Genomic DNA, 17,546 nt, shown 5'->3' on the forward strand with positions numbered 1-17,546 from the left:
TCGTTCAGATCGTTTGCAATAGACATAAAAAATCCGGAACCAGTGATTGGTTCCGGATTGTCCTACAGCAGAAGGATTGGTCAATGGATCCTTAACTGATCAGCATTGCCACCAATCGGCGGGGCCTTGTCGTTTCTGGCTGGACCTGGGCGCCGTCAGCTCAGGCCGACAATGTCGCCGTCATCGTTGATGTCGATATGGTGTTCAGGGACGGCAGACTGCCAGCCTGCACGTCAGCTCAGGCCGACAATGTCGCCGTCATCGTTGATGTCGATATGGCGATAGGCCGGCAGACTGCCCAGGCCCGGCATGGTCATGATGGGGCCCGCCAGGGCATAGACGAAGGCTGCCCCCGCGCAGAGTTTCACCTCCTCGATGGGGACCTCGAAGTCCGTCGGCACGCCCTTCCTGGCCGGGTCATGGCTGATGGAGAGCGGCGTCTTGGCCATGCAGACGGGCAGGTGATCCTGGCCCTCTGCCGAGAGTCTGGCCAGTTGCTGGCGCGCCTTGTCCGAGAGGGTGACGCCCCGGCCACCATAGCCGCACTCCACCAGGGTGGCGAGCTTGGCGGCAAGGCTCATCTCATCGGGGTAGAGCAGCCTGACCTCACTGGGCTGCTTGCAGGCCGCCACCACGGCGTGAGCCAGATCCGCCGCACCCGCGCCACCGTCAGTGAAGGCCCGGGAGAGGGCGACGCCACAGGCACCGGCCTGGCGCGCCGCCTCCTCCAGCAGGGCCAGCTCGGCGTCGCTGTCGGTGGGGAAGCGGTTGATGGCGACCACCACGGGCACCCCGTAACGGCGGGCGTTGTGAATATGCCAGGCGAGGTTGGCGCACCCCGCTGTCAGGGTGGGCAGATCTTCCCCTTGCAGGCTGGCCGGCAGCGGCTGGCCCGGCCGGATGTCGAGCAGGCCGCTGTTGGCCTTGAGGCCGCGCACCGTGGCCACCAGCACCACGCAGGCGGGGGGAAGGCCGGACTGGCGATACTTGATGTTGAAGAACTTCTCCAGCCCCATGTCGGAGCCAAAACCCGCCTCGGTCACCACATAGTCGGCAAGACCCAGCGCCATGCGATCGGCGATGACGGAGGAGTTGCCGTGGGCGATGTTGGCAAAGGGGCCGGCGTGGACCAGCACAGGGGTCTGCTCCGTGGTCTGCATCAGGGTGGGCTTGAGGGCGTCTTTGAGCAGCACCGTCATGGCCCCCGCCACTTCCAGCTGCTCGGCGGTGATGGGCTGGCCGCGCTGGTCGAGGGCGAGCTGGATGCGGCCGATACGCGCGCGCAAGTCCTTGAGATCCCTGGCCAGGGCCAGAATGGCCATCAGCTCGGAGGCGGCGGTGATGACGAAGCGATCGGGGCGCTCGACACCATCGGCAGCGCCGCCCTGGCCGAGGGTGAGGTGGCGAAGCGCCCGGTCGTTCATGTCCAGGGTGCGGGGCCAGAGGATGTTGGCCGGGTCGATATCGAGCCGCGCCAGGCCGGTTCTGGCGCTGAACTGGTCACCGAGTTTGCGTTCATGGAACAGGCGGGCATCCAGGGCGGCAGAGGCCAGGTTGTGGGCGGCGGTGAGGGCGTGAAAATCCCCGGTGAGGTGCAGGTTCATCTCCTCCATCGGCACCACCTGGGCCATGCCGCCCCCGGCAGCGCCCCCCTTGACCCCGAAGACGGGGCCGAGGCTCGGCTGGCGAATGGTGGCGATGCTGGGCTGGCCGATGTGGTTGAGCCCCATGGAGAGGCCGATCGTGGTGACCGTCTTGCCCTCCCCAAGGGGGGTGGGCGTGATGGCGCTCACCAGCACCAGCTTGCCGGGCTCGCGGGCGGGGGCGTGATGGAGCAGCGCGAGGTCGAGTTTGCCCTTGTAATGGCCGTGGGGGTGGAGATGGGCGGCCGCTATGCCGAGCTGTGCTGCCACCTCGGCGATGGGCAGGCGGGGGGACTGGCGGGAGATCTCGATATCGCTTAGCATCAGCACCTCGTTGGCATGTCAGGTCAAATATGCGGCGAAGTCTAGAGGAATCAACAGGGTAATCCAATGAGCAATACTATTTTATCCGGCAGTCGTGAGCCCCATCAAAGTCCCATCCTGCTGGATCTCAACGTCCTCTATCACCCGCCCAAACGGCCCCTCACCGCCCTTGGCATCGTCAGCGCCTTCATCCCGCTCTTTGGTTACGGCTGGCAGGCGATGACCCAGGATCCCGAGACCCACTTTCGCCACGAGCTCGGCAAGCGCATCAACAAGCACAAGAGCGACGAGGCGAACCTCGCCCTGATGATGCAGTTGGCGGCCATGCTGGATTGCCACTGCCTGCACGTCACCCTGCCCTATGCGCTGGGGGAGGCCGAGCTCGCCGCCTTGCGCCAGCGCCTGCCACGCTGGCAGATGAGCCAGCAGGATCACCTGCTGGTGGCTGAGCTGATGCCCACCCCCTGAGCCCGGGCTCAGGTCTCCCTGTCCCAGTAGTGGGGCGCCAGGTAGCGCTCCTGCACGAATTCGATGAAGCAGCGCACCTTGGCCGACACGAAACGGCGGTGCGGATAGAGGGCATAGAGCCCCACCTGCCCCTTCTCCCACTCCAGCAACAAGGGGACCAGCGCCCCCGAGCGCAGCGCATCCCCCACGATGAAGGTGGGCTGCAAGATGATGCCCTGGTGGTCGCAGGCGGCCCGGGTCAGGGCCACCCCGTTGTTGGCGCGAAGGGGCCCCTGGGGGCGGATGCTGTGCTCCTCCCCATCCCGTTTGAAGACCCAGTCCGGCTGGGTCAGGGTGTAGATGAGGCAGTCGTGCTGCTTGAGATCCTCCGGGGTCTTCGGCCTGCCCCGGCGGGCCAGGTAGTCGGGGCTGGCGCACACCACCATCTTCATCATGGCGAGCGGCTTGGCCACCAGGGAGGAGTCCGGCAGGTTGCCGATGCGCAGCGCCAGATCGAACCCCTCCTCCACCAGGGCCACCCGCCGGTCGCTGTACTCAATCTCGAGCTTCAAGTCCGGGTAGCGCTCGCGAAACAGGGGCAGGGCGGGGGAGAGGTGCAGGTAGCCGAAATCCATGGGCACCGAGAGCTTGAGGGTGCCCTGGGGCTGCTGGTTGTTGTGGGTGAGCTGGCTGTGGGTCTCTTCGAGCTCCGCCAGCAGGGCCAGGGAGCGCTGGTAGTAAAACTGGCCCGCCTCGGTGGGATTGACCTGGCGGGTGGTGCGCGACAACAGCCGGGTGGAGAGGGACTCCTCGAGCTGCTGCATCAGCTTGGAGGTCATGGCGACCGAGATCCCGAGCTGATGGGCGGCCTTGGTGAAGCTCTGGCACTCCACCACCTTGATGAAGGTGCGCATGGCGGCTATCTGATCCATATTCCACTCTCGGTTGATAATTATTTTAATAAATCGATGATTATCTATTCTCGATAGGAGGTTAGCATTTTGGACACCGTTGTGAACCCCCAATGAAGGAACGATCGGAATGAAAATGACCAAGGCCCTGCTGGCCTCCTGCCTGTTTATGGCGGCTCCCCTGATGGCTGCCGATTACGATGTCGATGCAGCGCACACCACAGTCCAGTTCAAGGTGGGCCACCTCGGCTTCTCAGAACTGGTCGGCCGATTCAACACCTTCAGTGGCACCTTCAGCATGGACGACGCCAACCCGGCGGCGGCCAAGGCGAACTTCGAAATCGATGCCGCCAGCGTGGACTCCAACCACGAGGCCCGCGACAAGCACCTGCGCAGCCCCGACTTCCTGGACGTGAAGCAGTACCCCAAGATGACCTTCGTCAGCACCGGCTATGAAGGCACCAAGGACAAAGGCGTGCTCAAGGGCACCCTGACCCTGCACGGCGTCTCCAAGGACGTGGCCTTCGACCTGGTCCACATCGGCGAAGGCAAGGATCCCTGGGGCGGCTACCGCAGCGGCTTCAACGCCACCACCACCATCAAGCGCAGCGAGTTCGGCGTGAACTACATGGTGCCGAACATCCCTGACGAGATGACCATCAACCTGTTCGTTGAAGGCGTGCGCAAGTAATGGGCGCAGCACTCCTGCTTCAAACCCTGGCGGCTCCTTTAGGGGCCGCTTTGCTGTCGTGGCGCTGGCCGCGGCTGGGCTATCTGTGGGGCGCCCTGGGGATCTGGCTGGTGGGCTGCCTGCTGGGCGGTGCCTATGGCCTGCCGGTCAAGGCGTGGCAGTGGCTGCCGCTGACCCTGCTGGTGCCCGCCCTGACCCAGGGTACCAGCAAGGGGGTCGCCCTCGCGCTGTTCGGGGTGCTGGGCGCCCTGGTGTGGTGGCAGGGGCTGGCCTCCGTGCTGGCGAGCGAGCCCGGGATCTGGCTGGCCCTGCTGCCCGCCATCCTCTGGTCTGGCTGGACGAGCTGGCGTGGTGACAGCGAGGAGGGGCTCGGCTTCGCCCTGGCTTTCATCTGGCTGGCGCTGGTCATCGGCATCGATGGCAGCCTGCTCATCGCCCAGCTGACGGGGGCCCTGGCCGCGTTTGCCGGATTCCGTGCCCTGCTCGGCGCCTTTGCAGGGGTCAAGGTGACCCCGGCAGCCCTGGGGCTTTCACTCGCCTTCGTGCAGATGCTCGCCTGGCAGTACGTGGAAGTGCCCCTGCTGGTGCTGCTGCCGGTCTGGCTATTGCCGCTGCTGGAACGTGCCCTGCACGGGCGCCCGGGACTCTCTCGCTGGGGGGTCTTGATCCTGGTGGCGGCCGTCGGTGCCGGAGTGGGTCTGTGGTGGGTATGGCCAGAGGCATCACTTTACTGATTTTTGCATGAAAAACAGGCTATTACCTTAGAAATTGATGGGCTTGTCAAAGTCTGGACAGATAAAGATTGAGACCCATGGTGCTTTCGGATAAAAAGGATTTTCCATTATCTGGATACACACAGAACCCGGCTATGCCGGGTTCTGTTTGCCTGCTTTCCCGCGGCACGCTAAGGAGGCCACAGTTGCGCAGTCAGGGATCTGAGCATCTGTTTTTTCGCCATTTCACCGAACAGGGATGTCTTGGGGATCTCTGCATCCTGCTGGTGACCCACCTGCTTCCCGACAGACCCGACTTCATCCAGGTGCTCGATGGGGTGGGCCGGGTCGGTGCCATCCTGCCCAAACCCAAGTCCGTGCACGGGCCGACGCTGGCCTGGGCTCAGCAGCACTACCCCGTGCTGCCCCTCAATCGCCACTGGACCTCGGATCCCGGTGAGGTGATCGCCCAGATTGCCCCCCTGGTGATGTCCCACGAGCGGCTCATCATCCTCGACATCGGCGGCTACTTCGCCAAGAGCCAGGCGGTACTGGCCGAGCACTTTGGCGCCCGCTTCATCGGGGTGGTGGAGATGACCGAGAACGGCCATCAGCGCTACGAACAGGAGTCCCTGGCGGCCCCCGTCATCTCGGTGGCCCGCAGCCCCCTCAAGCAGGCGGAAGATATCCAGATCGGCCTGAGCGTGGTCTACTCCGCGGAGTCCCTCGCACGTACCCTGAGGCGTACCTTCAATGTCTGCCAGGCCGCCCTGTTCGGCTATGGCAAGGTGGGGCGCAGCATCGCCCGGGAACTGCGCTGTCGCAACCTGCATCTGGAGCTGGTGGAGACGGATGCCCTGCGCCAGGTGGAAGCGCTCTCCCACGGCTTCAAGCTGGTGAACAAGGCCGAGGCCCTGGGCCGTGCCGAGCTGGTGATCTGCTCCACCGGCAACGGCTCCCTCGATATATCCGATCTGCAGGCCCTGCGCCCCGGCGCCATGCTGGCCTCGGTCACCTCCGCCGACGACGAATTCGCCTTCAGCCTCGCCCAGCTGCCCTGGCCGAGCGAGGAGGTGTGTCCCCATGTGCTGGCCCTGACCCGGCCGGACGGCAGCACCATCTTTTTGCTCAACCGGGGGGAGGCGGTCAACTTCGTCCACGGCGCCGTCATCGGCGAATATGTCTACCTGGTGCTGGCGGAGATCATCGAAGGGGTGCACCAACTGGCCCATCAGGCATCCACCCCGGGCCTTCACGAACTGCCCCAGGCCACCATGCAGCGCATCGCTCGCCTCTGGTTGACCGATTTTCACGGAGTCACCCCATGACAGATACCCATTTGCCCCTCGCGAAACCGCGCATCGAAATCCGTTACTGCACCCTCTGCCGCTGGATGCTGCGAGCCGCCTGGCTCGCCCAGGAGCTGCTCTCCACCTTCGACGGCGAACTGGGCGAGGTGGCCCTGGTGCCCGCCAGCAAGGGGGAGTTTCGCATCCTGGTGGACGGGGTGCTGGTGTGGGACAGGGTGGCCGACGAGGGCTTCCCCGAGGCCAAGGAGATCAAGCAGCGGGTGCGGGATGTCATCGCCCCGGAGCGGGATCTCGGCCATGCGGATCGCAAACCCGCAGCCGAGTAGGCGGCATCACCCATGATGTGAAAGAGGGAGGCGCAGGCCTCCCTCTTTCGTTGCAGCCCCCGGTCAACGGTCGCCAGATGTGGCCAGCCCTTCCCCGGCGGGGAGGCCGATATAGCGGGCCCGCTTGTGGGGCTTGATGCGGCTCACGTCCACCCACACCAGGCCGTCGATGCAGTGGTTGAAGTCCGGGTCGATGCCAAAGTCCATGAACTGCACACCCCCCGGCTCGCACAGCTCGGCGTACTGCTTGTAGAGGGTGGGAATGGCGCAGCCCAGGTTGTCGAGCCCTGCCTTGAGCACCTTGAGGTCGTCCCCGTAATCGCGCCCCTCGAACAGTGTCGGCGTGGCGGGATAGGGGCGGCGGGAAGGGGCGAGGGCAAGGGCGGGGGCGAAGTGCTGGCGATAGAAGCTCACCAGCAGATCCTTGGCCGCTGGCGGCAGGCTGCCGGAGAGGGTGACGGGCCCGAACAGGTAGCGGTATTGGGGATAGCGGGCCAGATAGGCCCCGATGCCGAACCAGAGGTAATCGAGCCCCCGCTTGCCCCAGTAGGCGGGCTGGATGAAGCTGCGGCCAAGCTCGATGGCCTGTTCCAGCCGGGGCAGCAGCTTCTCTTCGAAGCCGAACAGGGTGTGGCTGTAGAGGCCATCCAGCCCCTTGCTGGCCAGCCGTTCGGCCACCGGGGCGAAACGGTAGGCGCCGATGATGTCGAGGCGGGCGGGATCCCAGAGGATGAGGTGGTGATAGTCATCGTCGAAGGCATCGAGATCCCGCCGCTTGCCCGAGCCTTCCCCCACCGCCCGAAAGGCGATCTCCCGCAGGCGCCCCAGCTCACGCAGGATCACCGAGTGGCTCTGCTCGTGGCGACGATAGAGCAGGATGCGCTGGCCGTCCGGGGTCTGGCCGAGCAGCTCGCACCCGTCGATGGCCTGTTTCAGCAGGCGGCGATCCTCCGGCAGGGCGATGGGGGCCTCGGTCTGCAACCGTCCCGCCTTGCCCCGAGCGATTCGGTAGAGGTGGCCACGCACCAGCCGGGCCGCCGTCTTGGCCGGCAGCTCCTGAAAACTGGCGAGGGGAATACGCGCCCCTATGGTCACCGGCAGCGTCTGCCCCTGCTGGCGAAACAGCTGGCGCACCAGCAGCAGGGCGGAGGCGGGCTTGTTGAGCCAGGAGGCGAGATAGAACCAGAGGCTGTTGCGCCCTCCCAGGTGAATGGGCACCAGGGGCGTTCGGCTGCGCTGGGCCAGCTTGATGAAGCCGGCCTGCCAGGGGCCATCCTTCACCCCCTTGGGACCGAGGCGGGAGACCTCGCCTGCGGGGAAGATAACCAGGGCCCCGTCGGCGGCGAGGTGTTCGTTCATGGCGAGGATGGCCTGCCTGTCGGTCTTGCCCCCCAGGTTGTCCACCGGCAATAGCAATGGGCGCAGCGGCGCGAGCTGGGCCAGCACCTGGTTGGCCACTATCTTGACGTCGGGGCGGATGCGCCCGATGAGGCGCAGCAGGGCCAGCCCGTCCAGGGAGCCGATGGGGTGGTTGGCGACAAGAATGACCCGGCCGCTGGCGGGAATGTGCTCGAGCTCTGCCTCGCTCACCCGGCAGTCGAAGTGGAGCTCGGTGAGGGCCTGCTCGACGAAGTCCAGACCGCGCAGGTGGGGATGGCGCGCGGCAAAGCGGGTGAAGGCCTCCTCGTGCAGCAACCAGCTCAGCCCCTGCCTCATCAGGGGACGGAGGCGGGGCTGGCTGGCGAGGCGGGGCAGGTGCTGCCCCAACAGGGTATCGACGTCGAACATGGGCAAGGCTCCGCTGAACTTTGCCCCAGCTTGACGCCCCTGCGTGCCTTTCGTGTGTCGGTTGGGTGACGGTTTGATGACGGGGCGAGCCCCGTCCTTGCCCCCTTACTCTGCCCGCCAGGCAGAGGTGAGGCGCACCAGCGCCACCAGGGTGGCGACCGCTTTTTCCATGGATTGCAGGGGGATGAACTCGTGCTTGCCGTGGAAGTTGTGGCCACCGGTGAACAGGTTCGGGCAGGGCAGCCCCATGAAGGAGAGCCGGGCGCCGTCGGTGCCGCCGCGAATGGGTTTGATCTTGGGCACCACGTCGGCGGCCTCCATGGCGGCTTTGGCCAGCTCGACGATGTGGGGATGGGGCGCTATCTGGCTGCGCATGTTGCGGTAGTTGTCCACTATTTCCAGGGTGATGCGCGCTCTGGGGGCGTCCAGCTGAAGGGAGGCGACCCGCTCCTTGAGCTGGGCCTTGCGGGCGGCGAAGCAGTCATCGTCGAAGTCGCGGATGAGGTAGTGCAGGGTGGTCTCCTCCACCGAGCCCTCCATCCGGGCCAGGTGGAAGAAGCCCTCATACCCCTGGGTGCACTCCGGGGTCTGTTCGGCGGGCATGGCGGCATGGAAGCGGGCGGCCAGGGTCTGGCTGTTGATCATGCTGCCCTTGGCGGTGCCGGGGTGGACGTTGTTGCCTGTGATGCGCACCGTGGCGCTGGCGGCGTTGAAGTTCTCGCATTCGAGCTCGCCGAGCTCGCCGCCATCCACCGTGTAGGCCCACTTGGCCGGGAAGCGCTCCAGCGGGAAGCGGTCGGCACCGCGCCCTATCTCCTCGTCCGGTGTAAAGCCGACCCAGACATCGCCACGGGGGATCTCGGGGTGAGCTTGCAGGTATTCCACGGCGGTGAGGATCTCGGCGATGCCCGCCTTGTCGTCGGCCCCCAGCAGGGTGGTGCCGTCGGTGGTGATGAGATCCTGCCCCAGGTAGTTTTTCAGGAAGCGGTACTGGCGGATGGCCAGCACCTCGTCCCCTTTGCCAAGGCAGATATCACCCCCCTGATAGTGCTCGACTATCTGGGGGACGACGCATTCGGCCTCGTAATCGGCGGTGTCCATGTGGGCGATGAGCCCGATGGCGGGGGCATCCGGCTGGTTGCCCGGCAGGCAGGCGGTGAGGTAGCCATGCTCGTCCAGGGTGACCTGGCTCAGCCCCATCTGCGTCATTTCGTCGCACAGGGCCCGGGCGAAGAGGCGCTGTCCCTCGCTGCTGGGGCAGGCAGGGTTGGTCGCATCGGAACGGGTATGAAAGGTGAGGTAGTGGAGAAAGCGCGAAAGCAGGGTGTTCATGGGCAAGCCTCGGGTCACGAAAGAGGAGTCATTGTGGCCAAGACGGCGGCGCCGCTTATTGCGTCAGCGCAGTTTTTGATGACTTTGTGGGGGAGAGAAGGGCCATCGAGGGGGAGGGGCGGGGATCATCGCTTGGCACCTTGCATAAAAATTCCAAAATAAAAACTGGTTAAGCAATTGCGAAAAAGCTGAATTTCTCCTCGGCCCAGCGCTGGCAAGGGGTGACCCAAAAAGCGTGACGTGTTGGTTATTTTCATCGCCTCGCCCACGCACTCCCATCCCCCGCCATCCCAGAGCCCGCCTTGCTGGCAGCGAGATTTTGCCCCCCGATGAAAACCCGTTTTTTAACACGATTTTTTATTGTCACTGGCTGCGGTAAGTGTGTACACTCCGCGCCGATCCAAGGGCAACCCTGCGCAGGCCGTGTCCGCCAGACCCGCAGGATCATGACGCCTATAGGGCGAGGCACGCAGAAACGACAGACACTGCTGGGGAATGGTTTCTTTAATACCGGTTAGGCTCCGGTATCAGGGAGAACAACGGACTCTCATCTTTCAGCTGACCGAGTGGGCTTCGGGCTCATCATCTCCCTTGTCATGGGCGGTCACTGGCGTTGAGCGGGTCGTAGTGGTTGTCGTCCATCAACACGATGCGTGCTGACGTCTTCCCTTCTCTTCCTTGAAACCCTCTCCTGTCCGTCGGGATGGCTGCCGAATGATGAACAAACGGCGTGGCTGATGCCGATTGTCATCAAAGTACCGCGGTACGCCGGCAAGGTGTTACCGCATACCGTTGAGCTTGATGTAAAGCCACCAGCCCCACATCAAGACTCGTTACTTCCCAAGATCCACCAGGCAGCCTTGGCTTGCCGCGATGTGCAATGAACAGGATGTGGCGGAGCATGCTCCGTTGCGGGTCCAACGTCAGCAGGCCGCTCTGGCTTGCCGCATTTTGCAATCAATGGTCTGGATGTGATTGAGGGTAACGAAGGCGGCCCACGGCCGCTCATTTGCGAGGCATAGCCCATGACTAACTGGTCCAGCAAGGACTCCTTGAAGGTCTACAACGTTCCCTACTGGGGTGCGGGTTTTTTCAATATCAATGACGCCGGTCATGTGACCGTCTCTCCCGACAAGTCTCGCCCCGAGGCTCAGATCGTGCTGTCCGAGGCCATCGAGCAACTGCGCCAGTCCGGGCTGACCACGCCGGTGTTGCTGCGTTTCCCCGACATCCTCAAGAGCCGGGTCGATGCGCTATTCAACGCCTTCGGTCAGGCCATCGAAAAGTCAGGCTATGAAGGGGATTACCTGTGCGTTTACCCGATCAAGGTAAACCAGCAGCGCCGCGTCATCGAGACCATCAGTCAGTCCTACAGCGACAAGCCGAGGCTTGGGCTGGAAGCGGGCTCCAAGCCCGAGTTGCTGGCCGTGCTGTCCCATCATCATGAGCAAGGCTCCGTGATCGTCTGCAACGGTTACAAGGACCGCGAATACATCCGCCACGCCCTCCTGGGCAACCTGATGGGCCACAAGGTCTACATCGTGGTGGAGAAGCCCTCCGAGCTGGAAATGGTGCTCGACGAGTCTGCTCGTCTCAACATCAAGCCCAACATCGGGGTGCGCGCCCGTCTGGCGTCCACCGGCTCCGGCATGTGGGAATCGAGCGGCGGTTCCATGTCCAAGTTCGGCCTCTCCGCCTCCCAGATCCTGGCGCTGGTGGAGCGTCTGCGCAGCCTCGGCAAGCTGGACTGCCTGCAACTGTTGCACTTCCACCTGGGCTCCCAGATCGCCAACATCCGCGACATCCAGGGCGGCATCCGCGAGTGCGGCCGCTTCTACGCCGAGCTGTGCCGTCTTGGCGCCAAGGTCGAGGTGGTGGACGTGGGCGGCGGCCTGGGTGTGGACTACGAGGGCACCCGTTCCCAGAGCCACTGCTCCGCGAACTACAGCCTCTCCGAGTACGCCAACAACGTGGTCTGGGGCATCGGCGATGTCTGCCGCGAGTTCGACCTGCCGCACCCGACCATCATCAGCGAGTCCGGCCGTGCCCTGACTGCACACCACGCCGTGCTGGTCACCAATATCATTGGTGCCGAAGGGGTGGAGGTGAACGACATCAGCGCCCCGGACGAGGACGCGCCCACCATCTTGCAGAACATGTGGAAAGGGTGGCTGGACCTGCGCGGGGAAGATCCCTCCCTGCTGGAGATCTTCCACGACTCCGTGGCGGATCTCGGTGACGTCAACGCCCAGTACACCATGGGCCTCTTGAACCTGGAGCAACGTGCCTGGGCCGAGATGCTGCACCAGAACACCTGTCTGGCGCTCAAGGAGCTGCTGAACCCAGTCAACCGCAACCACCGCGCCCTGGCCGACGAACTCTCCGAGAAACTGGCTGACAAGTGCTTTGCCAACTTCTCCCTGTTCCAGTCCCTGCCGGATGCCTGGGGTATCGGTCAGGTGTTCCCGGTGATGCCGCTGGCCGGCCTCGAGCGTCCGCTCACCCGCCGCGGCATCCTGATGGACATCACCTGTGACTCCGACGGTCAGGTGGAGCACTACGTCGACGGTCTGGGGGTGGAAAGCACCCTGCCGATGCCGGTCTACGGTGAGCACGAAGAGTGCCATGTCGGCTTCTTCCTGGTGGGTGCCTATCAGGAGATCCTGGGGGATCTGCACAACCTGTTCGGTGACACCCACTGCGCGGAAGTGTGGCTGGATGAAGAAGGCAAGATGGACATCCGCAACGTGGTGCGTGGTGACACCGTCGACCAGCTGCTACGTTACGTCAACATCGACCCGTCCGTGATCCGCGAGAACTACCAGCGCATCGTCTCCCACCCGGCGCTGGACGACGAGACCCGCAAGGCCCTGCTCGACGAGCTGGAGCTGGGTCTGCAAGGCTACGCCTACCTGGAAGACGAATAAGCCAGCGGCTTGTTCCCCGTCGGTCAAATGACGGACATGAAAAACGGCGCCTTCGGGCGCCGTTTTTGTTGCGCTGTTGCCTGGCTGGGGCCGGTTGGTGGGCTCTGTCATCCGGGCTGGCGACATCCGGCCCCGGCCAGATCCGGCCACTGCCCGCTTCTGCCCGCCACCTCCCTTGATCCAGGTCAAGGGGGACTCGGGCCGCTTATTTTACGGTCAAGGGTGATGTTGGTGAATGACACATAAGGATGTGCGTATGGAACTCAAGAAGGACCCGAGATGCTATACCGACGTCTGTATCGACGGTAAGTGGTATCACTACGATCACTGCAGCACTCACGTTTATATGCTGATGGGGGGCGCCGCCCCCAGCCTGCAGCTTGCCCATGAACCCGGCAGTGAAGAGGAGCTGGTGGAGATGCTCCGCCAGCACCCTCAACGCTGACTGCCTGCGGGCCATCGGGGGTATCGTCCCGGCGGCCCGCCTTGCTCAGCCCGCCTTGCGGCCCAGGATCTTCTTGCCCATCTCCAGCAAGGCCGTTGCCGCCGCATAGGCCTCGTCTGACTTGCCTATCTCGTCCGCCACGTAGAGAAAGCCGGATCTGTACTTCTCCACCGCCTCGCGGGGAGTGGCCGCGTCGATGAAATCCTCTTCTACCTCGAATCCTTGCGTTAGCAGCGCCTCCTTCTCCGTGAGGAAAGTGGGGGAGGCCATGTCGACATAGGTATATTGCTGACGGCGGGAGGCGGGGACGCTGAAGAACTGGTATCTGGCCATGGATGTGGCTCCTCTGAACGGGTGATCTGCCATGGGGGGCGCTCGATGCGCCCGGCAAAATAAAGGAGCATTCGAGTCTTGCAGCAGACTACCTTGAGTCGTGAAGGGACGCAATCGGGCTGGTGATGACCCTGGCGACACGGGCGCTGCGCCTCACCTGCTTGTCAGGCAAGCACACCTTCCAGCACCCGTTGGGGAGTCTCGGGAGCGCAGTGGACAAGCAGTTGCTCCCCGGTCATGGGGCGCCCGAGCAGGTAGCCCTGCAAGGTGTCGCAGCCCAGCTCGGTCAGCAGGTCCCGCTGCTCCGGGGTTTCCACCCCCTCTGCCACGATGCGCATCTCCAGGGCCTGACCCAGGGCGATGATGGCGGCGATGATGGTGGCATCGTCGCCTCCCCGCTCCAGGGTGGTGACAAAGCCCCGGTCAATCTTGAGCTCGTTGGCGGGGAAGCGCTTGAGGTAGAGCAGGCTGGAGTAGCCGGTGCCGAAGTCGTCGATGGAGATGCCAAGGCCGAGCTCGGCCAGACGGTTGAGGATGGCGAGGCTCTCCTCGGCCTTCTGCATGGCGGTGGATTCGGTGATCTCCAGGGTCAGGTGACGGGCCTCGAGCCGATGGCGGGCGAGGGCGCCCTGCACCTCCTCCAGCAGCCCGGGGCTGGCGAGCTGGATGGTGGAGAGATTGACTGCCACGCTCCAGTCGTGATGACCCGCCGCCCGCCAGGCGCTCATCTGGCGGCACGCCTCGTCGATGACCCAGTTGCCGATGGGGATGATGAGCCTGCTCTTCTCCGCCAGCGGCAGGAAGCTGGCCGGCGAGACGGCACCATGCTCCGGGTGCTGCCAGCGCAGCAGGGCCTCGGCGCCGACCACCTGGCCGCTGCGGGCACAGTATTTGGGCTGGTAGTGCAGGGCCAGCTCCCCCCGCTCCAGGGCGTGTTGCAACTCCTTGTGCAGCAGGAACTGCTGGTGGGCGTTGGCGTTCATGGCGCTGTCGAAGTAGTAGTAGTCGTTGCGCCCCTGCTCCTTGGCGTAATACATGGCGGCATCGGCGTTGAGGGTCAGCTCGTGCAGGCTGGTGCCATCCTGGGGATAGACGGCAATGCCGATGCTGGCGGTGATGTGCAGGCTGTGGTGCTCCCACTCATAGGGCTGGGCCAGGGTGGCCAGCAGCCGCTCGGCAAAGGCCGTGGTCTGGCTCACATCCCCCGGCGCTAGTGCCAGCACGAACTCGTCCCCGCCAAAGCGCGAGGCGGTGTCGCTGGCACCGAGCAGGCTGGTGATGCGCTGGGCCACCTCGGCCAGCAGCAGATCCCCGGTGTGGTGGCCGTGGGCATCGTTGATGATCTTGAAGCCGTCGAGATCGAGAAACAGCAGGGAGAAGCTGCGCTGGCTGTGCTGACACTCCTGGATGCGCTGCTCCAGCCGGTCGGCAAACAGCAGCCGGTTCGGCAGCCGGGTCAGGCTGTCATGGAGCGCCAGCTTGAGCAGCTCGTCGTGGGCCTGATGCAGGGAGGTGGAGAGCCTGGCGGCGTGGGCATCCAGCATGGAGAGCACGAAGGCGATGGCGAACACCGTCAGGATCACTATGATGACCACGGTTGCCAGCCACTGGGTATTGAGACCGGTGTAGAGGGCCCCGCACAGGCTCTCTGCGGGGAACTGGGCCGCCGCCATGCCGGTGTAGTGCATGCCCATGATGGCGGCCCCCATCACCAGGGAGGCGAGGGCCTTGCTGAAGAAGGCGCGGGGCGAGCTGTTGCGCAGGCGAAACGCTATCCAGAGCGCGGCACCCGAGGCGAATAGCGCGATGAGGATGGAGAGGATGAAGAGCCCAGGCAGGTAGTGGATGCCGGGCGCTATCTTCATGGCCGCCATGCCGATGTAGTGCATGGTGGCGATGCCGGCACCCATCAGTACGGCCCCGAACAGGATCTGGTGCCAGGGGAGCTGGGGACGACTCACCAGCCAGAGCGCAAAGGCCGAGGAGCCGATGGCCGCCACCAGGGAGAGACCGGTGAGGGTCAGATCGTATCCCAGCGCGATGGGCAGGTTGAAGGCGAGCATGCCGATAAAATGCATGGACCAGATGCCGAGGCCCATGGCGAAGGCTCCCCCCGCGAGCCAGAGCACGGCGGCCCGTCCCCGGCTCTGGCTCACCCGGCTGGTCATGGTCAGCGCCGTATAGGAGGCGAGCACCGCCACCAGGATGGAGAAGAACACCAGATCCTGGCTGTAATAACTGTCGAGCATGGGGTGGGTTGGGGTCACGTTCATTTACTCTGGGGTACATCAGGGCCTGAGCCTGGGCCGGGTCAGGGGAAATCGGGTGGCAGATTGTACACCAGGCGTCCCTGTTGTGAGCCAGAGATACGTACCAAAATGGCCCCCGGATCAGAGCAAAAACTCTGTCTTTTCTGGCATTGGCCGCCATCCTGTGACCGATAAACCGGCACATCCCCATTTTATCCCGTCTGAACAACAAGATAGGGGAGCATGGGGCGCTTGCCACGGCGCTGGTGGGCCCGTGGCGAAGGCGTGTGGAATGCGCACAAGGCGCCTGTGCGATAAAGGCGCGCAGCCCCTGTCGTCCTTTCACGATAGCCGCAGGCCAGGCGCTCAAGGAGTCAGCACAAGCCTGCATCCTCCGGGTCTTGGTTGACCCGGTACATCTGTTATCATCTTCCCCCTGTTTTCTTATCTCGTTGACTCTGCTGGAGAAACCATGTCTCGAACCCTCTATTTGCTGCGCCATGGTCAGACCCGTTACAACGCCGAATTGCGGTTGCAGGGGCGTTGCAACTCCGAGCTGACCCCCAGGGGAGAAGCCCAGGCCCTCGCCATGGGGGCCCGTCTGGCCAAGCTCCTGACCGAGCCCACCGACTGGACGATCTACGCCAGCCCCCTCGGCCGGGCACGGCAGACGGCGGAGCGGGTGTGTCAGCAGCTTGGCTTGGACCAGGGGCGCATCATCTGGGACGAGCGGCTGGTGGAGCTGGGGATGGGGGAGTGGGAGAGTCGCCGGGTGCCCGAGCTGCTGGCGGCCCACCCCGAGCTGGATCTGGAGGAACCGGACTGGTATCTGCGGGCCCCCCATGGCGAGAGTTTTGAGAGCATTCAGCGCCGGGCCCGGCAATGGCTTGAGGACGAGCAGATTGCCGAGCAGGCCATCGTTGTTTCTCACGGTATCTTTGGCGCCATGCTGCGCGGCGCCTATGTGGATCTGGACTACACCACCACCTGGCTGCAGGAGCTGCCGCAGGATGCCTTCTTCAAACTCAGTGGCGGTTGCATAGAACGGATTGCCTGCTGACCACACGAAGGCGGCCCGCCGTGGGGGCCGCTTTGAGTGCTGGGGATTATTCTCTCTTCAGCCTGGATAGCTTTCGATAGAGTGCATCGCGCTTCTCTACCTGATTGGCGCCATAGTGAAGCTCGCGATGGCAGTTAGGGCAGAGCGCCACCGTGTTGTTGATGGTATCCGAGCCTCCGTCAGCCAAAGTGCGCAGGTGATGCACCTCTAGAAAGGGTTCTCCGGTAGCCGTGATAAACGGGGCCTGTGCATCACAACACTCACACTGCGAGTCTGCGACGACGAGTACCCAGGCTTTGACGTGTGGGTCCCTCACATAACTTGTTGTGGCCAGGTAGCGCTGGGATGGCTCTTCTATACCGGGGGGATGAGGAGAGATGGGTTTCTCCTTGTATTGGATGACCTGATGTTCGAATTCTGCTTGTCCGCTAAACGGTTGTCCGTCTAACTCACAGATCAGGCGTTCAATAATAGACGCATTCTGTGCCCCTACATTCTTGGCCGGTTTTAGCCCAGAAACCCAAGCTCTGCCCATCAACACGCAGACGTAAGAGATATTTTGCATCCGATATTCAAACGACTTATCGGACCGTTGGAATCGAGCCGCTAACTCTGCGTAATAGTGCTTTTTGACAAAGGTAGTGCCTTCCAACTCCTTCTTGTACATATCCAGATAGGCGGTCACCGTCGCCCTTAACTCTTCTTCTGTCCATGTGTTGCGCAAAGCCGACTCGTCCGAGTTGTATTTCATTGCAAGAAGGTTAACTCAATCGAAGCCGAAGTTCAGTAGAAAGGTTAATAAACTCTCATATTATCAATACATTGATGATGCCAAGCAGTAGTTGGGTCTTCTTGGTTTCTTTCAGTTGGGCCATCAGGACAAAAGGCTTTGCGGGCCAAGGCACAGTCTCTGCCAAGGGAACAGGGTATGATGGTGCGGCAATCACCATGACAGGGAGCAAGCATGATCAGCCATCTTAAATGCGAAAGGGGACTCCCTCCGACGTAGGTGGGAGGGGAATTTCGCCGGGGCGTCAGCCCCGCTGG

The 17,546-nt window shown here is 63.5% G+C and carries 15 protein-coding genes; 8 read left to right on the forward strand and 7 right to left on the reverse strand.

Features of this window, described 5'->3' with window-relative positions; genetic code table 11:
• Positions 1-233: 233 nt before the first annotated feature.
• Positions 234-1,967, reverse strand: coding sequence for a formate--tetrahydrofolate ligase (locus tag PG892_RS18050; protein ID WP_223917338.1), 1,734 nt, complete (start codon positions 1,965-1,967; stop codon positions 234-236).
• Between the two features lie 66 nt (positions 1,968-2,033).
• On the opposite strand from PG892_RS18050, the gene PG892_RS18055 reads away from it, so the two are divergent.
• Positions 2,034-2,435, forward strand: coding sequence for a hypothetical protein (locus PG892_RS18055; protein WP_042017451.1), 402 nt, complete (start codon positions 2,034-2,036; stop codon positions 2,433-2,435).
• An 8-nt stretch (positions 2,436-2,443) separates the two neighbouring features.
• Here PG892_RS18055 and PG892_RS18060 read toward each other — a convergent pair whose 3' ends face one another.
• On the reverse strand, positions 2,444-3,346 hold the full coding sequence (locus tag PG892_RS18060; protein WP_039038856.1) for a LysR family transcriptional regulator: 903 nt from the start codon (positions 3,344-3,346) through the stop codon (positions 2,444-2,446).
• Between the two features lie 109 nt (positions 3,347-3,455).
• Between PG892_RS18060 and PG892_RS18065 the strand changes: the two genes are divergently transcribed.
• From PG892_RS18065 to PG892_RS18080, 4 genes are all read left to right on the forward strand, one after another.
• Entirely contained in the window at positions 3,456-4,016 is a 561-nt protein-coding gene (locus tag PG892_RS18065) for a YceI family protein (protein ID WP_053288582.1), read from the forward strand.
• A complete protein-coding gene (locus PG892_RS18070; protein ID WP_113979149.1) occupies positions 4,016-4,750 on the forward strand; it encodes a hypothetical protein in 735 nt (244 codons plus the stop codon). Before PG892_RS18065 ends, PG892_RS18070 begins: the two co-directional genes overlap by 1 nt.
• A gap of 185 nt (positions 4,751-4,935) precedes the next feature.
• On the forward strand, positions 4,936-6,057 hold the full coding sequence (locus PG892_RS18075; RefSeq protein ID WP_113979148.1) for an adenosylhomocysteinase: 1,122 nt from the start codon (positions 4,936-4,938) through the stop codon (positions 6,055-6,057).
• Positions 6,054-6,365 (forward strand): SelT/SelW/SelH family protein, encoded by a 312-nt coding sequence (locus tag PG892_RS18080; RefSeq protein WP_010674179.1) that lies wholly within the window; start codon positions 6,054-6,056, stop codon positions 6,363-6,365. The genes PG892_RS18075 and PG892_RS18080 overlap by 4 nt, the downstream gene beginning before the upstream one ends.
• A 63-nt stretch (positions 6,366-6,428) precedes the next feature.
• Here PG892_RS18080 and PG892_RS18085 read toward each other — a convergent pair whose 3' ends face one another.
• Both PG892_RS18085 and pepT read right to left on the reverse strand, forming a co-directional pair.
• Complete coding sequence (locus PG892_RS18085) at positions 6,429-8,153, reverse strand: lysophospholipid acyltransferase family protein (protein WP_113979146.1); 1,725 nt, start codon at positions 8,151-8,153, stop codon at positions 6,429-6,431.
• A 105-nt stretch (positions 8,154-8,258) separates the two neighbouring features.
• Complete coding sequence (gene pepT / locus PG892_RS18090) at positions 8,259-9,485, reverse strand: peptidase T (RefSeq protein WP_052816544.1); 1,227 nt, start codon at positions 9,483-9,485, stop codon at positions 8,259-8,261.
• A gap of 1,025 nt (positions 9,486-10,510) precedes the next feature.
• Between pepT and speA the strand changes: the two genes are divergently transcribed.
• Together speA and PG892_RS18100 are read left to right on the forward strand one after the other, a co-directional pair.
• Positions 10,511-12,412 (forward strand): biosynthetic arginine decarboxylase, encoded by a 1,902-nt coding sequence (gene speA / locus PG892_RS18095; RefSeq protein WP_042882536.1) that lies wholly within the window; start codon positions 10,511-10,513, stop codon positions 12,410-12,412.
• A gap of 256 nt (positions 12,413-12,668) precedes the next feature.
• Positions 12,669-12,857, forward strand: coding sequence for a hypothetical protein (locus PG892_RS18100; RefSeq protein WP_043154249.1), 189 nt, complete (start codon positions 12,669-12,671; stop codon positions 12,855-12,857).
• 45 nt (positions 12,858-12,902) lie between these two features.
• Here the strand turns inward: PG892_RS18100 and PG892_RS18105 are convergent, their stop codons facing one another.
• Together PG892_RS18105 and PG892_RS18110 are read right to left on the reverse strand one after the other, a co-directional pair.
• Positions 12,903-13,190, reverse strand: a complete 288-nt coding sequence (locus tag PG892_RS18105; protein WP_041212754.1) for a hypothetical protein — start codon at positions 13,188-13,190, stop codon at positions 12,903-12,905.
• A gap of 164 nt (positions 13,191-13,354) precedes the next feature.
• A complete protein-coding gene (locus tag PG892_RS18110; RefSeq protein WP_223917179.1) occupies positions 13,355-15,463 on the reverse strand; it encodes a putative bifunctional diguanylate cyclase/phosphodiesterase in 2,109 nt (702 codons plus the stop codon).
• Positions 15,464-15,911: 448 nt separating this feature from the next.
• Between PG892_RS18110 and PG892_RS18115 the strand changes: the two genes are divergently transcribed.
• Positions 15,912-16,499: a histidine phosphatase family protein gene (locus tag PG892_RS18115; RefSeq protein ID WP_124814072.1), complete on the forward strand. Its 588-nt coding sequence runs from the start codon at positions 15,912-15,914 to the stop codon at positions 16,497-16,499.
• Positions 16,500-16,545: 46 nt separating this feature from the next.
• Here PG892_RS18115 and PG892_RS18120 read toward each other — a convergent pair whose 3' ends face one another.
• Entirely contained in the window at positions 16,546-17,250 is a 705-nt protein-coding gene (locus PG892_RS18120) for an HNH endonuclease (RefSeq protein ID WP_113979270.1), read from the reverse strand.
• Between the last annotated feature and the right edge of the window lie 296 nt (positions 17,251-17,546).

This window comes from Aeromonas sp. QDB68 (assembly GCF_027707405.1).
In the GTDB taxonomy this organism is placed as follows: domain Bacteria; phylum Pseudomonadota; class Gammaproteobacteria; order Enterobacterales; family Aeromonadaceae; genus Aeromonas; species Aeromonas caviae.

What these genes read in the sequence shown, in the direction of transcription:
- PG892_RS18105 (WP_041212754.1), bottom strand. Translation starts at nt 13,190, where the DNA reads ATGGCCAGATACCAGTTCTTCAGCGTCCCCGCCTCCCGCCGTCAGCAA.
- PG892_RS18120 (WP_113979270.1), bottom strand. Translation starts at nt 17,250, where the DNA reads ATGAAATACAACTCGGACGAGTCGGCTTTGCGCAACACATGGACAGAA.
- speA (WP_042882536.1), top strand. Translation starts at nt 10,511, where the DNA reads ATGACTAACTGGTCCAGCAAGGACTCCTTGAAGGTCTACAACGTTCCC.
- pepT (WP_052816544.1), bottom strand. Translation starts at nt 9,485, where the DNA reads ATGAACACCCTGCTTTCGCGCTTTCTCCACTACCTCACCTTTCATACC.
- PG892_RS18055 (WP_042017451.1), top strand. Translation starts at nt 2,034, where the DNA reads ATGAGCAATACTATTTTATCCGGCAGTCGTGAGCCCCATCAAAGTCCC.
- PG892_RS18050 (WP_223917338.1), bottom strand. Translation starts at nt 1,967, where the DNA reads ATGCTAAGCGATATCGAGATCTCCCGCCAGTCCCCCCGCCTGCCCATC.
- PG892_RS18065 (WP_053288582.1), top strand. Translation starts at nt 3,456, where the DNA reads ATGAAAATGACCAAGGCCCTGCTGGCCTCCTGCCTGTTTATGGCGGCT.
- PG892_RS18060 (WP_039038856.1), bottom strand. Translation starts at nt 3,346, where the DNA reads ATGGATCAGATAGCCGCCATGCGCACCTTCATCAAGGTGGTGGAGTGC.
- PG892_RS18085 (WP_113979146.1), bottom strand. Translation starts at nt 8,153, where the DNA reads ATGTTCGACGTCGATACCCTGTTGGGGCAGCACCTGCCCCGCCTCGCC.
- PG892_RS18100 (WP_043154249.1), top strand. Translation starts at nt 12,669, where the DNA reads ATGGAACTCAAGAAGGACCCGAGATGCTATACCGACGTCTGTATCGAC.
- PG892_RS18080 (WP_010674179.1), top strand. Translation starts at nt 6,054, where the DNA reads ATGACAGATACCCATTTGCCCCTCGCGAAACCGCGCATCGAAATCCGT.
- PG892_RS18110 (WP_223917179.1), bottom strand. Translation starts at nt 15,463, where the DNA reads ATGAACGTGACCCCAACCCACCCCATGCTCGACAGTTATTACAGCCAG.
- PG892_RS18070 (WP_113979149.1), top strand. Translation starts at nt 4,016, where the DNA reads ATGGGCGCAGCACTCCTGCTTCAAACCCTGGCGGCTCCTTTAGGGGCC.
- PG892_RS18115 (WP_124814072.1), top strand. Translation starts at nt 15,912, where the DNA reads ATGTCTCGAACCCTCTATTTGCTGCGCCATGGTCAGACCCGTTACAAC.